At 56.0% G+C, this 14,769-nt stretch carries 12 protein-coding genes and 1 rRNA gene; 6 read left to right on the forward strand and 7 right to left on the reverse strand.

Annotated features, from left to right (window positions below; genetic code table 11):
• From NOM67_RS15590 to NOM67_RS15610, 5 genes are all read right to left on the reverse strand, one after another.
• A 16S ribosomal RNA gene (locus tag NOM67_RS15590) occupies positions 1–64 on the reverse strand; the annotation flags it as partial.
• 442 nt (positions 65–506) lie between these two features.
• Positions 507–2,438, reverse strand: coding sequence for a bifunctional diguanylate cyclase/phosphodiesterase (locus NOM67_RS15595; protein WP_255938508.1), 1,932 nt, complete (start codon positions 2,436–2,438; stop codon positions 507–509).
• A gap of 24 nt (positions 2,439–2,462) precedes the next feature.
• Positions 2,463–2,966, reverse strand: a complete 504-nt coding sequence (locus NOM67_RS15600) for a molybdopterin-binding oxidoreductase (RefSeq protein WP_041209177.1) — start codon at positions 2,964–2,966, stop codon at positions 2,463–2,465.
• A gap of 104 nt (positions 2,967–3,070) precedes the next feature.
• A complete protein-coding gene (gene groL / locus NOM67_RS15605; protein WP_005341224.1) occupies positions 3,071–4,705 on the reverse strand; it encodes a chaperonin GroEL in 1,635 nt (544 codons plus the stop codon).
• Positions 4,706–4,750: 45 nt separating this feature from the next.
• Entirely contained in the window at positions 4,751–5,044 is a 294-nt protein-coding gene (locus tag NOM67_RS15610) for a co-chaperone GroES (RefSeq protein WP_005309514.1), read from the reverse strand.
• Positions 5,045–5,301: 257 nt separating this feature from the next.
• On the opposite strand from NOM67_RS15610, the gene NOM67_RS15615 reads away from it, so the two are divergent.
• Positions 5,302–6,636, forward strand: a complete 1,335-nt coding sequence (locus tag NOM67_RS15615; RefSeq protein WP_255938792.1) for an MATE family efflux transporter — start codon at positions 5,302–5,304, stop codon at positions 6,634–6,636.
• Positions 6,637–6,670: 34 nt separating this feature from the next.
• Here the strand turns inward: NOM67_RS15615 and NOM67_RS15620 are convergent, their stop codons facing one another.
• A complete protein-coding gene (locus NOM67_RS15620; RefSeq protein ID WP_041209158.1) occupies positions 6,671–7,135 on the reverse strand; it encodes an FxsA family protein in 465 nt (154 codons plus the stop codon).
• Positions 7,136–7,578: 443 nt separating this feature from the next.
• Here NOM67_RS15620 and aspA point away from each other — a divergent pair, with 443 nt between their 5' ends.
• Together aspA and NOM67_RS15630 are read left to right on the forward strand one after the other, a co-directional pair.
• Positions 7,579–9,021, forward strand: a complete 1,443-nt coding sequence (aspA, locus tag NOM67_RS15625; protein ID WP_033113944.1) for an aspartate ammonia-lyase — start codon at positions 7,579–7,581, stop codon at positions 9,019–9,021.
• 129 nt (positions 9,022–9,150) lie between these two features.
• Positions 9,151–10,470 carry an anaerobic C4-dicarboxylate transporter gene (locus tag NOM67_RS15630; RefSeq protein ID WP_041209157.1) on the forward strand — a complete coding sequence of 440 codons (1,320 nt, stop codon included), beginning with the start codon at positions 9,151–9,153 and terminating at the stop codon, positions 10,468–10,470.
• Positions 10,471–10,999: 529 nt separating this feature from the next.
• On the opposite strand, the gene tsaD is transcribed toward NOM67_RS15630, so the two are convergent.
• Positions 11,000–12,013 carry a tRNA (adenosine(37)-N6)-threonylcarbamoyltransferase complex transferase subunit TsaD gene (gene tsaD, locus NOM67_RS15635; protein WP_033113942.1) on the reverse strand — a complete coding sequence of 338 codons (1,014 nt, stop codon included), beginning with the start codon at positions 12,011–12,013 and terminating at the stop codon, positions 11,000–11,002.
• Between the two features lie 180 nt (positions 12,014–12,193).
• Here tsaD and rpsU point away from each other — a divergent pair, with 180 nt between their 5' ends.
• The 3 genes from rpsU to dnaG all read left to right on the forward strand — a co-directional run bounded on the left by rpsU (position 12,194) and on the right by dnaG (position 14,744).
• A complete protein-coding gene (gene rpsU, locus NOM67_RS15640) occupies positions 12,194–12,409 on the forward strand; it encodes a 30S ribosomal protein S21 (RefSeq protein WP_005309452.1) in 216 nt (71 codons plus the stop codon).
• Positions 12,410–12,424: 15 nt separating this feature from the next.
• A complete protein-coding gene (locus NOM67_RS15645) occupies positions 12,425–12,868 on the forward strand; it encodes a GatB/YqeY domain-containing protein (RefSeq protein WP_005341238.1) in 444 nt (147 codons plus the stop codon).
• Positions 12,869–12,956: 88 nt separating this feature from the next.
• Positions 12,957–14,744, forward strand: coding sequence for a DNA primase (dnaG, locus tag NOM67_RS15650; RefSeq protein WP_071913655.1), 1,788 nt, complete (start codon positions 12,957–12,959; stop codon positions 14,742–14,744).
• The last annotated feature ends 25 nt before the right edge of the window (positions 14,745–14,769 follow it).

Below are 14,769 nucleotides of genomic sequence, written 5' to 3' on the forward strand. Positions count from 1 at the left end.
CGACTTGCATGTGTTAGGCCTGCCGCCAGCGTTCAATCTGAGCCATGATCAAACTCTTCAATTTAAGTTTGGTTGCCTGTTAAGGCGGCTCAATGAATTGCTGAATTAACTGCTGCAACTAAAAGTTGCTTTGGTCACTTCATCAGACATTGAAAATCAAAAATTGTTTTTGATGCTCGATGCTGTGAGTGCCCACACAGATTGCTTGATTCAAATTGTTAAAGAGCGACGCAGCTTTTGCTGCTGCGGGAGTGGCATTCTACTCAACCGCTTTCTCGAGTCAAGCCTTATTTGCAAAGGCTTTTCGAGGTTATCGACTTGGCTTTCTGCGTTGCCGCTTGCCGTGTCGATGGAGGCGCATTATAGGGAGTGAATTCGTTCTGGCAAGGGGGGATTACGTATTTTTTTGAGAAATGCAAACAAGCGTTCAGATAACAAACATAGTGCGCATCTTTTGAACCAAATCACATCTTCGAGAGACCTTTAACTGGCACATATTCAATCTATTAGCTGATGCATGCGATGTCGGATGGTTGCCGAGCCAGCCAAAGTTCTTCCATTTCCAGCAGGGTTTGATAAATTTTTTCTGCCTGTTCCGGTCGGCTGAAGAGATATCCCTGGCCATAGAGGTGGATATCGGTCAGGGAGCGCAAGACATCCAGCTGAGCTTGTGTCTCTATCCCTTCGCACACCAAAATCTTGCCAAGCATGGAACCCATCCGGCAGATGTTGGCGACCAGCTCCGATGCTTCAAGCGAAGTTTCTATCCCCTGGATGAAAGAGCGGTCGATCTTCACTTTGCTTACCGGCAACTTCTGCAAATAGCTGAGCGATGAGTAGCCAGTGCCAAAATCATCCAACGCCAATAACACTCCCTGCTGATTCAAATCCTGCATCAATTGCAGCGAATTCTTCACCTCCCTCATTGTGGTGTCTTCCGTGACTTCCAGAACCAGACTTCGTGCTGGCAGATGATGTTCCATCAATGCCTTGGCAACCAGTTTCAACAAATTGCGCTGGTACATACCCGGAGAAATGTTCACGCACATTTGCAAGTCGACGAGACCAAGCTGGTGCCACTGATAGAGCTGCTCACAAGCGGTATTCAGTACCCAGCTGCCCACCCGCTCGGCAAGCTGAAACTCTTCAGCCACCATGATGACTTCATTGGGAGGGATAAACCCAAGCTCGGGATGGCGCCAACGCAGCAATGCCTCCACCGCTTCACAGCGACCTGTCTCAAGATTGACGATGGGTTGGTAATAGAGCTCCAGCGCATTATGTTCCAACGCCATGACCATATCTGAAGCAAGATGTTTACGACGAGCAGTCTCATTGAGCAGCGAATTATCATAAATGACATAGGGAACATGCGTTTTGCGGCTATGGAACAGGGCCTGCTCTACCCGACTCAACAGCTCTTGGGTTTTATCACTATCAACGGGATAAAAGGCTATGCCGATACCGACTTCAAGACGGAAAGGGTAATTATCAAAGACCATATCCTGTTTGAGTGAATGCAATAGGCGCGCGACCAGCTCCCTGATTTGCCGCAGATCACTGCTACCACGCTGGATAATTGCAAACTGATCCCCACCAAGGCGTCCACAAGACTCGCCTTCTTCGCACAGAGCCTTGACCCTCTTCGCCAATTCATTGAGCAGATAATCCCCGGTGTCGTAACCAAACTTGCTGTTGATATCCCTGAAGTCATTGATATCGATCAGCACCAGGCCAAATGGCATCTCTTGCGCTGCATAGGACTCCATCATCTCCAGCAAGGCCACCCGGTTGGGCAATCCGGTCAGAGGATCTCGCCGCACAGCTCTGAAATGACGCCGCCCTTCATATATAAGCAGCGCACTGAGCAAGAGTACCGAGATAACCAGACCAGATACCATCATCAGCAGAGCATTACGCAGTTGGGCAAAATGGCGATCGTTCTCTGAATAGATGTTGATATTTTTCTGCATGACAGACGCAAGAGAATAGGAGAGCGGTTCCTGCAGAGGTGCAAGGCGCATCATTATTTGCTGGTAATCCGGAGATCCAACTTTCAAGCTGGTGATATCAGGTTCCATATTGCGGATATTGCTTTCGATCAGCTGCACCAGACGCAGGGTCTTCTGCTTGTCCTCCATGCTCTTGCGCAATTGGCCGCTAAGCAGGATTGGGGTTCGACTCCAGAGAATGTCATAACGCAGCATCAGGGCGTCGTGGTCGATGCCACCGTAGTGGTAAACCTCGACACTATTCAGAAACCGCCCCAACTCTAGCTGCAATTGCATCAATGCCCAGGAGACATCATAGGTGTACTTCTCCATGACTCGGGTCGCATTCTGGATCTGAACCAGAGAATAGAGAGTACTTCCCGTAAACAACAGGATGAAAAAATAAAGAGTGGCGACAAGTGGCCAGGCTTTGGTCTTTTCCTTCACCCCATACTCCTGAGCAATAAACGATTAATGCTGGATATCAACCGAGCTGAGCTGCCAGATCATCATGTCGGTATATTCGGAGCGTTTCAATTCCGGATGTTGATCAAGTGGCAACATAAACCAGAGCGGCCCCTTGTCGCGCACCTTCATGACGACACCATCGTCCTCCCAGGCAAGGATGGGCTCATAGCGTTTGACCTTGTCCCAGTTGATACGGATCTGGTAGCTATTGAGCGCAGTCAGGGTAATGGAATTGCCATCATCAGCACCTACAGCTGCCAGGACATCAGCCAGTTTGGGCCCACGATACTTGTGGGGCTTATCAACCCAGGGATTACCGGTCACGATCTCGTGTTGTGGCAGTGCCTGCAACATGGCAAGGTCAAACTGCGCAACGCCATCAACGGTCTCTGCCGCTTTAACATTGCCTGTCACCTTGAGAATCACGGGCCCTGCAGGCGTCCCCAATGCCAGTACGGAAAAGCTTGCCAGGGAAAAAAGCAAAGAAATCAAACCCAGTTTTTTCATACCCATCTCCAAATAACATCCTTATCAACAACTCTCAGTTTAGCCGGATAAAAAAAAACGGCCCGCCAAAGCGAGCCGTTTCTCAAACAGAGCCGGGATGATGATTACATCATGCCCATGCCGCCCATGCCACCCATATCAGGCATGGCCGGAGCATCTTTCTTCGGCAGCTCGGTGACCATGCACTCGGTGGTGATCATCAGACCGGCGATGGAAGAAGCGAACTGCAGTGCAGAACGGGTTACCTTGGTCGGGTCCAGGATACCCATGGTCAGCATGTCGCCATACTGCTCGGTGTAAGCGTTGTAACCGAAGTTGCCTTCACCATTCTTCACCGCATTGGCAATGACGGAAGCTTCTTCACCGGCGTTGATGACGATTTGACGCAGCGGGGCTTCCATGGCGCGCAGGGCAACCTTGATACCGACGTTCTGGTCTTCGTTGTCACCGCGCAGGCCAGCCAGTTTGGCTGCAACGCGAACCAGCGCAACACCACCACCGGCAACCACGCCTTCTTCAACAGCAGCACGGGTAGCATGCAGAGCATCTTCTACGCGAGCTTTCTTCTCTTTCATCTCGACTTCGGTAGCAGCACCGACCTTGATCACGGCAACACCGCCAGCCAGCTTGGCTACGCGCTCTTGCAGCTTCTCACGGTCGTAGTCGGAGGAGGTCTCTTCGATCTGCTGACGGATCTGGGCAACACGGCCTTCGATCACGCCTGCATCACCCACGCCATCGATGATGGTGGTGTTCTCTTTGGTGATGACGATGCGCTTGGCACGACCCAGATCTTCCAGAGTCGCTTTTTCCAGCTCCATGCCAACTTCTTCGGAGATGACGGTACCGCCAGTCAGTACGGCGATATCCTGCAGCATGGCCTTGCGACGGTCACCGAAGCCCGGCGCCTTGACGGCAGCCACTTTCACGATGCCACGCATGGTGTTGACCACCAGAGTCGCCAGGGCTTCGCCCTCTACGTCTTCGGCAACGATCAGCAGCGGTTTGCCAGCTTTGGCGACACCTTCCAGCACCGGCAGCATCTCGCGGATGTTGGAGACTTTCTTGTCAACCAGCAGGATGAACGGGTCGTCCAGCTCGACAGAACCGGTTTCCTGTTTGTTGATGAAGTACGGAGAGAGGTAGCCGCGGTCGAACTGCATACCTTCAACAACAGCCAGCTCATCTTCCAGACCCTGACCATCTTCAACAGTGATGACGCCATCGCGACCCACTTTGTCCATGGCTTCGGCAATCAGCTTGCCCACTTTCTCGTCGGAGTTGGCGGAAATGGTGCCAACCTGAGCGATGGCATTGCTGTCAGCACACGGCTGGGACAGCGCCTGCAGCTCGGCAACGGCAGCCACAACGGCCTTGTCGATACCGCGCTTCAGATCCATCGGGTTCATACCGGCGGCAACGGCCTTCAGACCTTCGTTGACGATAGCCTGAGCCAGAACGGTTGCAGTGGTAGTACCGTCACCCGCAGCGTCGTTCGCTTTGGAAGCCACTTCCTTGACCATCTGGGCGCCCATGTTCTGGAACTTGTCTTCCAGCTCGATCTCGCGCGCAACGGAAACACCATCTTTGGTGATGGTCGGGGCACCGAAGGACTTGTCCAGTACCACGTTGCGGCCTTTCGGGCCCAGAGTAACCTTGACGGCATCAGCCAGGATGTTCACACCTTCCAGCATCTTGATGCGGGCTTCGTTACCAAACTTAACGTCTTTAGCAGCCATTTTTGTTCAATCCTTTCAATCAATTCGGAGAAAAGTGGGGATGGATTACTCTTCGACAATCGCCAGAATGTCGGTCTCGGACAGGATCAGCACATCCTGACCATCCAGCTTCTCGGTTTTCACGCCGTAGCCTTCGTTGAAGATAACCTTGTCGCCAACCTTGACGGCCAGCGCTTTGACATCGCCATTATCCAGGATTCGACCAGTCCCCACGGCAAGCACTTCACCACGGGTGGACTTTTGAGCCGCAGTACCAGTCAGTACGATACCACCAGCGGATTTGGCTTCAGCTTCGATGCGCTTGATGATGACGCGGTCGTGCAGTGGACGAATTTTCATCGATAACTCTCCCAAAATGAGTCTCATTGTTGCTTTGAGGAATGGCCGTTCCAGGCCAAATCGGATATGTCCCTGATGTGGGGTGAGGTTGCTAACCCTTCAAGGGCAAATACAAAAAAAATTTTTTCACGTACTATAAACAACTTCGATTGTTCGCCCCTGTTCTCTTCGCGAACTTCGCTGGCAGCGCCAGCCCAGTTATCAGCCCAGCTCTTCGAGCAAGATGTAGAGACGATCCCTTGACCCGCATCAATCCCATGCTGACAGCCCCTATCCCTGTCGTACTGCGCCAGATGACGGGCCCCATGATCCTCGGCATCGTCGCCATTCTGGCCTTCAACCTGGTCGATACCTTCTTTATTGGCATGCTGGGCACCGAAGCGCTGGCGGCCATCAGCTTTACCTTTCCGGTCACCTTCGTGGTCACCTCGCTCGCCATGGGGTTGGGAGCCGGCCTCTCGGCGGTGATCGGTCATGCATTGGGACAGGGCAAGCATGAAGAGGCGGCCCACCTCGCCACCGATAGCCTGTTTCTGGCGGTGATTCTGGTCACCCTGCTCTCGGCAGGGGGCGCCCTCACCATCAAACCGCTATTTACCCTGCTGGGCGCCAGTGCCGAACTTATCTCTCTTATCCACGACTACATGCTGATCTGGTATCTCACCGTGCCCATGCTGGTGCTGCCCATGGTGGGCAACTCCGCCATCCGCGCCACCGGCGATACCAAGACGCCCAGCCTCGTCATGACAGTTGCCGGTCTGGTCAACGGCATGCTGGATCCGCTGCTTATCTTCGGCATCGGCCCCTTCCCCGAGTGGGGGATCCGGGGTGCCGCCATCGCCACCTCCATCTCATGGCTGATGGCCATGCTGGTGAGCCTCTACATCCTGCGTCATCGGGAAGGGTTGCTGCTGTGGCGCCTCTCGCCGCGCGCCCGGCTGCTCTACCACTGGCGGGCACTGCTCCATGTCGCCATCCCCGCCTCTTTTACCAACATGCTCAATCCGTTGGCCAATGCGGTGTTGATGACGATTTTTGCCGGTCTGGGAACAGAAGTGGTGGCCGCTTACGGCGCCGCATCGCGGGTTGAGGCACTGCTGCTGATCGTGATGATGGCGCTCGCCTCCGTGCTGGCCCCCTTCATCTCGCAAAACTGTGGTGCCGGCAATCCGGCCCGGGCCAAAGCCGCGCTTCAGAGCAGCATGCGCTTTGCCCTGCTGTTCCAGCTGGCCATCTATGGCCTGACCTGGCTACTGGCGCCACTCATCGCCAACCTGTTCAGCGATCATCCACAGGTCATTCGCCTGATTGTTCTCTATCTGCATCTGGTACCGATCGGATATGGCTTTCAGGGGATGGTGATGCTGCTGGCCTCGGCGCTCAATGGCGTGCGGGCATCGAGCATCTCGTTCTTGTTCAACGGCTTGCGGCTGTTTGGCTTTTTACTGCCGGGAGCCTGGCTAGGCGCCAGATGGGGGGGAGAACAGGGGATATATCTGGGTATCTTGCTGGCCAATCTGGCGGCGGGCACCCTCGCATGGTGGTATGCCCGACACCGCTTCGAGGCGTTGTGCCATCAGGGCAAGCCCTGAGCGGTCACTCGCCTCTGGTTATTCGTCTCGTCGATTACTCTTTGCGCTCAAACTCGCCTTCGATGGTGGTGCCACCCTGCTTCGGATGATCGTCGAGAGATTGCTCAAACGGCGATTGAGTACGCTGGAAACCGCCCATCTGCATCCGGAACTGGTTGCTGCCGATCAGCTTGTCGGCCAGCTTGTTGCGCAGCCAGGGCTGCAGCAGCAGGATCCCGAAAAAGTCGGTGACAAAACCCGGGATGATCAGCAGCAGACCGGCCAGTGCCAGCATCATGCCACCCATCACTTCGCGGCCCGGCATCTCGCCCTGCTGCATCTTTTGCTGGGCACTGAACAGGGTCTTGAGCCCTTCACTGCGCACCAGAGAAGAGCCCAGAATGGCGGTCAGGATGAGCAAGCCGACGGTCGGCAGCGCTCCAATCACAGAACCGACCTCGATCATCACGGTGAGCTCCAGTACCACCAGACCCACCAACAGCAGAAACAGCTTGCCCATATAAGCTCCACAACCAGTCAAATGTGAGAAAAAGTGGTCCCGCGAACCGGGAGCTGCACACGATGTTCAGACGCGCGAGTCACCACTTCCTACCCCCAATAAATGGGGGCCAACCCGCCCATTTCAAGCCACCCAAATGACTCCCTCATCAACCAGACGCTAAAAAATCAGCAAAAAATTACAAATTTTTATAAAAATCATGCTGATAAATCATGTACAACATATGTGTACATTCATCAAAGGAATTTGAAGATGTCACCAGATTAGTGATCCAGCTCTAATAACCGATACCTCAATTGGAGTAGTATGTTGATTAGTTATTAGGGAGGTCACACTCCCAATCGCCCCACTCGGTGTGTGGTGCTTCAGGATGAGCTGTGCGCAAGGAACTCGCGACCACTCGGTGAGGATTTTTCCATTTATCTGATTTCTGAGGCATTACAATGAGCGACATCAAGAACGTCCGCATTGAAGAAGACTTGCTGGGCACTAAAGAAGTTTCCAATGATCTCTACTACGGTGTGCACACCCTGCGCGCTGTCGAGAACTTCAAGATCAGCTCTCAGAAGATTTCTGACGTTCCGGAATTCGTACGTGGCATGGTGCTGACCAAGAAGGCCGCTGCGCTGGCCAACGGCGAGCTCGGTACCATCCGTCCTGAAATTGCAGACAAGATCGTGGAAGCCTGCGACCTGATGCTGAACACCGGCAAGTGCTTCGACCAGTTCCCGGTCGACGTTTACCAGGGCGGTGCTGGTACCTCCGTCAACATGAACACCAACGAAGTGCTGGCCAACATCGCACTGGAGATCATGGGTCTGGAGAAAGGTCGTTACGACGTCATCAACCCGAACGATCACGTCAACAAGTGCCAGTCCACCAACGATGCCTACCCCACCGGTTTCCGCGTTGCTGTTGTGAACAGCACCGACGTGACCCTGCATGCCCTGGAAGCGCTGATCGCCGCTTTCGACGTCAAGGCTAACGAGTTCAAGAAGATCCTGAAGATGGGCCGTACCCAGCTGCAGGACGCCGTGCCGATGACCCTGGGTCAGGAGTTCCACGCCTTCGCCGTCACCCTGCGCGAAGAGATCAAATCCATCAAGCGTTGCCAGGAGCTGCTGCTGGAAGTGAACCTGGGCGCTACCGCCATCGGTACCGGTCTGAACACCCCGCCCGAGTACTCTGCACTGGCCATCAAGCGTCTGGCCGAGATCACCGGCCGTGCCTATGTACCGGCTGAAGATCTGATCGAAGCGACCTCCGACTGCGGCGCCTACGTCATGCTGCACGGCGCCATCAAGCGTCTGGCCATGAAGCTCTCCAAGATCTGTAACGACCTGCGTCTGCTCTCCTCCGGCCCGCGCACTGCCCTGAAAGAGATCAACCTGCCGGAAATGCAGGCGGGTTCCTCCATCATGCCGGCCAAGGTCAACCCGGTTATCCCGGAAGTGGTCAACCAGTCCTGCTTCAAGGTATTCGGTAACGACATCACCATCACCTTCGCCGCCGAAGCCGGTCAGCTGCAGCTGAACGTCATGGAGCCAGTGATTGGTCAGGCAATGTTCGAATCCCTGAGCCTGATGGAAAAAGCCTGTATCTCCCTACGCGAGAAGTGCGTGGAAGGTATCACCGCCAACCCGGAAATCTGCATGAACCACGTGCTGAACTCCATCGGTATCGTGACCTACCTGAACCCCTTCATCGGTCACCACGAAGGGGACATCGTTGGCAAGATCTGCGCCCAGACCGGCAAGAACGTACGCGAAGTCGTACTGGAGCGCGGCCTGCTGAGCGCCGAGCAGCTGGACGAGATCCTCTCCATCGAGAACCTGATGAACCCGCAATACAAGGCCAAGCGTTTCACTCGCGAAACCACCGTATAAGCGACGCATGGGCCGGGATCTTCCCGGCCCATTTAAAGTCAGTTCCCGATTGGTCTTTATCCCCAGCCCGATCGGGAATTGGCTTTTTGCCAAATAAAAACCAAAAAACTAAAAAATGGAGTTATCGCTATGATTGGAATCGAGTTACTTGTCGTGCTCGCCGCTATCTATCTGGGCGCCCGGATAGGCAGCATCGGCATCGGCTTTGCCGGTGGTCTGGGGGTTCTGGTCCTGACCTGGGGCCTCGGGGTGCAGATCCCGAGCGATCAGCTGGTCACCTACATCCCCTGGGATGTAATCATGATCATTGCGTCCGTCATTTGCGCCATCGCCTGTATGCAACTGGCTGGCGGGATGGACTATCTGGTCTCCCTGGCTGAAAAAGCGCTGCGCAAGAACCCCAAATACATCACCTTCGCCGCCCCGGTCGTCACCTATCTGATGACCATGCTGGCCGGTACCGGTCACACCGCCTTCTCCACCCTGCCGGTTATCGCAGAAGTGGCCAAAGAGCAGGGGATCCGTCCGTCCCGTCCGCTCTCCATCGCGGTTGTCGCCTCCCAGATCGCCATCACAGCCTCCCCGATCTCTGCCGCTGTGGTTGCCTTCTCCGGCATGCTCGAGCCGTTCGGTGTTGACTACCTGACCCTGCTGGCCATCTGCATCCCCTCCACCTTCCTGGCCTGTATCCTGGGTGCCTTCATCGCCAACATGATGGGCAAGCCGCTGGAGCAGGACGAAGTCTATCTGGAGCGTAAAGCCAAGGGCCAGATCAAGCTGCGCGGCACCAGCCAGCTGGAAATCAAACCCTACGCCAAGCTGTCCGTCTGGATCTTCATCGCCGCCATCGTGGCCGTGATGGCCTATGCCACCGCGATCTCCGGTAAAGTTGGCCTCATCACCAACCCGCCGATCCCCCGCGATGGCGCCATCATGGGCATCATGCTGGCCGCTGCCACCATCATGACTCTGGTGTGCAAACTGGACGCTACTCAAGTGACCAACATGCCGACCTTCAAGTCCGGTATGTCCGCCTGTATCTGCGTACTGGGTGTGGCCTGGCTGGGTAACGTCTTCGTAAAAGGCAACATGGACACCATCCAGCTGATCGCTGGCGACCTGCTGAACCAGTACTCCTGGCTGCTGGCCGTGGTACTGTTCTTCGCCGCCATGCTGCTCTACTCACAGGGTGCAACCACCAAGGCCCTGATGCCTGCCGCTCTGGCTCTGGGTGTCAGCCCGCTGACCGCCATCGCCTCTTTCGCGGCCGTGAGCGCCCTGTTCGTACTGCCGACCTACCCGACCCTGCTGGCCGCGGTAGAGATGGACGACACCGGCTCAACCCGCATCGGCAAAGCCGTGTTCAACCACCCCTTCTTTATCCCCGGCACCGCCACCATCGCGATTGCCGTGGCGCTGGGCTTCTTCTTCGGCGGCATCATGCTGTAATCGCATCGCCTGTCGATCGCCAATCAAAAATCCCCGCCAGCTGGCGGGGATTTTTTTGCGCCTCTCTCAGACACTGGCTGCTGATAGAGAACCCGTGGCGCAGGATTCCGCATCAACCCCTATCAAACGCAGCAGATGGCCATGCATGGCTTCGCCTAGCACAGTAACATCCTTTTCCTCAGCTCTTTATCAGGCGCGTTCTGGCGGCACTCTGTGGGCGCAGGCATCTATCAGGATCGGACGATGGCGAGCTGGCGGTAATAAAGGACGAAAACAGAGCCACAGGCAGGAGCTGGCAAAGGCATAAGGAAAAATGAGGTCATTTAGCCAAATATAGCGCGGCATGGATGCCAACAGTGGGCTTGAGGGGGTGACCGCAGACGCAGCGGAGGGATCTTCCGATCCACAAGGAGCAATCAGGCAGGCCGTGGCGCAGCAATAAAAATGCCCCGGACAGGCTCCCGTCTTCACAGAGAGCATGCCCGGGGCATGTTACATCACTGGCCCGGCAGAAGCCGGATCCTCAGGATCAGACCGGATCCAGGGTATCCAGCGGCCAGCGCGGCACGGCCTTGACCGCAAGCGGCTCGAACACGCCCGCCTTCAAGCGCTGCATGCCGGCATAGGCGATCATGGCGCCGTTATCGGTGCAATATTCGGTGCGCGGATAGAACACTTCGCCCTTGAGGCTCTCCATCAGCTCGGCCAGCTGGGCGCGCAGGTGGCGGTTGGCACTGACTCCACCCGCCACCACCAGACGCTTGAGACCGGTCTCTTTCAAGGCACGACGGCACTTGATGGCCAGGGTATCGACCACCGCGTCTTCAAACGCACGGGCAATATCGGCACGGGTCTGCTCATCATCACCGTTGGCAGCAATGGTATTGGCGGCAAAGGTCTTGAGGCCGGAGAAGCTCATGTCGAGCCCGGGGCGATCAGTCATGGGACGGGGGAAGTGGAAGCGTCCGGTGGTGCCCTTCTCGGCCAAACGGGAGAGCAGCGGGCCACCCGGATAGTCCAGCCCCATCAGCTTGGCGGTCTTGTCGAACGCCTCGCCGGCGGCATCGTCGATGGATTCGCCCAGCAGCTGGTAGCTGCCGATGCCATCAACCCGCACCAGCATGGAGTGGCCGCCGGAGACCAGCAGCGCCACGAAGGGAAACTCGGGGGCCTTCTCTTCCAGCATGGGCGCCAGCAGGTGACCTTCCATATGGTGGACGGCGATGGCCGGCTTGTTCCACGCCATCGCCAGCGAACGGCCAATGGTGGCCCCCACCAGAATGGCGCCAACCAGACCCGGACCCGCGGTATAGGCGATGCCATCGATGTCATCCTTGCCCAGCCCCGCCTCCCGCAATGCGGCCTGGATCAACGGGATCGTCTTGCGAACGTGATCCCGGCTGGCGAGCTCGGGGACAACGCCACCGTAGTCCGCATGCAGCTTGACCTGGCTATATAACTGGTGGGAAAGGATCCCTTTTTGATCGTCGAAGATCGCGATCCCGGTTTCGTCACAGGATGTCTCTATGCCCAATACACGCATTGCTAAAAATTTTCACTGCTAAAATGAGACGGCTATGGTAACCTTCGCGGGTTTTTTAAACCAGAGCGATCTCTGCGGGTTTACTTTCATTCCCTGTCCAGAGTATAATTTCGCACCATTTTAAGTCATGCTGATCGATTGAAGGTCAGCTAACAATTTTATCACTGAGGTGAAAGGCACATGCCAGTAATCAAAGTCCGTGAAAATGAGCCGTTTGACGTTGCTCTGCGTCGCTTCAAGCGTTCTTGCGAAAAAGCCGGTATCCTGTCCGAAGTTCGTAGCCGTGAGTTCTACGAGAAGCCGACTACCATTCGTAAGCGCGCCAAAGCGTCTGCCGTTAAGCGTCACGCCAAGAAGCTGTCTCGCGAAAACGCACGTCGTATCCGCCTGTACTAATCAAGGGATCATGCCGTGTCTCTGAAGGATCAACTCAAGGATCAGCAAAAGCTCGCCATGCTTGCCAAAGACAAGCCGCGGTTGGGCGCTATCCGGTTGTTGATGGCAGAAATCAAGCAGCGTGAAGTCGATACCCGTGTCGAGCTCAATGATGAGGATATCCTCGCTGTCGTGACCAAGATGGTCAAACAGCGCCGCGATTCCATCAGCCAATTTGAAGCTGCCGGTCGCCAGGATCTCGCCGACAAAGAGTCCGCCGAGATCGTTGTGCTGCAGGAGTTCCTGCCTCAACAACTGACCGCAGACGAAATTGCCGCCCTGATCGAGCAAGCCATCGCCGAGAGCGGTGCTGCCGTCATGGCTGACATGGGTAAAGTCATGGCTGTCTTGAAGCCAAAAATTCAGGGTCGTGCCGATGTCGGCGCCGTCAGTGCTCAGGTGAAAACCCGCTTGGCGTAACAGGCAAACTCTTGTTTGGTCGAAGAAGCCGTGCTTCCTTGTGAATGCGCGGCTTTTTTATTTTCTATCGCAGTGAAACAGGACGGTTATGGCAGGCAGGATCCCCCAATCCTTTATCGACGATCTGCTCGCACGCACAGACATAGTCGAGCTGATCGACTCGCGAGTGCGGCTGAAAAAAGCCGGTAAGAACTACCAGGCTTGCTGCCCTTTTCATAACGAAAAAAGCCCCTCTTTTACCGTCAGCCAAGAGAAGCAGTTCTATCACTGTTTCGGCTGTGGCGCCCACGGCAACGCCATCGGCTTTGTCATGGAGTATGACGGCCTCGAATTCCCCGACGCCATCGAAGAACTCGCCAGCCAGCAGGGCATGCAGGTGCCCCGCGAGCAGAGCAGCGGCGGATCTGGCCATAGCCAGCCAGCCGTCAGCAAGGATCTGTTCGAGCTGATGAACCAGATCGCCCGCTTCTACGAGAGCAATCTCAAGAGTGCTCCCCATGCGGTGGAGTACCTCAAGGGACGCGGGCTGACCGGTGAAGTGGTCAAACGCTTCAACATCGGTTATGCCCCAAGCGATTGGGATCAGGTGCGTCGCCGCTTTGGCGCCAGCCGGGATCACGAACAGCTGCTTATCTCGGGTGGCATGCTGATCACTCGTGAGAGTGGTGGGGGCAGCTACGATCGTTTCCGCGATCGCATCATGTTCCCGATCCGTGACAAGCGCGGCCGGGTCATCGGCTTCGGCGGGCGGGTACTGGGTGACGGCACCCCCAAATACCTCAACTCGCCGGAAACCCCGATTTTCCATAAAGGGCGGGAGCTGTTCGGCCTCTATGAGGTCAAGCAGGCACACAAGGATCCGCGCCGGATCCTGGTGGTTGAGGGCTACATGGATGTGGTGGCGCTCGGACAGTACGACATCGACTATGCGGTGGCGGCACTGGGTACCGCGACCACCAGTGATCACATCCATACCCTGTTTCGTACCACCGCCGAGGTGGTCTGCTGCTACGACGGCGACAACGCCGGTCGTGAAGCCGCGTGGCGGGCGCTGGATAACGCCCTCCCCCATCTGCAGGATGGCCGCGAACTCAAATTCGTGTTCCTGCCTGATGGTGAGGATCCCGACTCGCTGGTACGCCAGATCGGCAAGGAGGGCTTTGAAGCCCTGCTCGATGAAGCCCAGCCGTTCGCCGACTTCATGTTCGAGCGTCTCGGTCGCGACGCGGCGCTCTCCGGTGAAGCGGGCAAGTTTGAAGTGGCCAACAAGGCCGCAGAACTTATCCGCCGTGTACCGGAAGGGTTCACCCGTGAGGGGCTGATCACCCGCCTCTCCAGCATGATGCGCTGGGGCGAAAACAAGCAGCGAATTGCCGAGCTCTTTGCCCGCAACAGCCAACCCAAGGCCGAGGTCAACAAGCCCAAGGCAGCCAAACTGACCCCGCTGCGCCGGGCACTGGCCCTGATGGTTCAATACCCGGCCGTGACGGCAGAGCTACCGGCAATGCCGGAGCTGGCGGGTTTGCGCTTGCAAGGGATTACCTTCCTGCTGCAGCTGCATCAGCAGATCCTGGCACAGCCCGGTATCACTACCGGCATCCTGCTGGAGCACTGGCGCGGCACCAAAGAGGGGGAAATCCTCGCCCAGCTGGCGATGCACGACCTGTTCGAGGAGATCAAACTCGATCAGGAGCCGGATATTCTTGGAGAGTTGCAGGATACCTTCGTCGGTTTCATCAACCTGTTTCTGAAACAACGGATCGAAGAATTGCAGGCCAAAGTGGCTCAGGAAGGACTAAGCTCCGAAGAAACCCAAGAGTTGATGATGCTGATCAGAGAGGTGCAAATTGAGAAAAGAAATGAGAGTGGGGCTTGATATTTGAGTGATTAGTCCCAATATG

It is taken from the genome of Aeromonas sp. SG16, assembly GCF_024436135.1.
Classification (GTDB): domain Bacteria; phylum Pseudomonadota; class Gammaproteobacteria; order Enterobacterales; family Aeromonadaceae; genus Aeromonas; species Aeromonas jandaei.

Excerpts from the sequence above, each read along its gene's own strand:
- groL (WP_005341224.1), bottom strand. The coding sequence starts at position 4,705 with ATGGCTGCTAAAGACGTTAAGTTTGGTAACGAAGCCCGCATCAAGATG.
- dnaG (WP_071913655.1), top strand. The coding sequence starts at position 12,957 with ATGGCAGGCAGGATCCCCCAATCCTTTATCGACGATCTGCTCGCACGC.
- aspA (WP_033113944.1), top strand. The coding sequence starts at position 7,579 with ATGAGCGACATCAAGAACGTCCGCATTGAAGAAGACTTGCTGGGCACT.
- NOM67_RS15600 (WP_041209177.1), bottom strand. The coding sequence starts at position 2,966 with ATGAAAAAACTGGGTTTGATTTCTTTGCTTTTTTCCCTGGCAAGCTTT.
- NOM67_RS15615 (WP_255938792.1), top strand. The coding sequence starts at position 5,302 with ATGCTGACAGCCCCTATCCCTGTCGTACTGCGCCAGATGACGGGCCCC.
- rpsU (WP_005309452.1), top strand. The coding sequence starts at position 12,194 with ATGCCAGTAATCAAAGTCCGTGAAAATGAGCCGTTTGACGTTGCTCTG.
- NOM67_RS15620 (WP_041209158.1), bottom strand. The coding sequence starts at position 7,135 with ATGGGCAAGCTGTTTCTGCTGTTGGTGGGTCTGGTGGTACTGGAGCTC.
- NOM67_RS15610 (WP_005309514.1), bottom strand. The coding sequence starts at position 5,044 with ATGAAAATTCGTCCACTGCACGACCGCGTCATCATCAAGCGCATCGAA.
- NOM67_RS15630 (WP_041209157.1), top strand. The coding sequence starts at position 9,151 with ATGATTGGAATCGAGTTACTTGTCGTGCTCGCCGCTATCTATCTGGGC.
- tsaD (WP_033113942.1), bottom strand. The coding sequence starts at position 12,013 with ATGCGTGTATTGGGCATAGAGACATCCTGTGACGAAACCGGGATCGCG.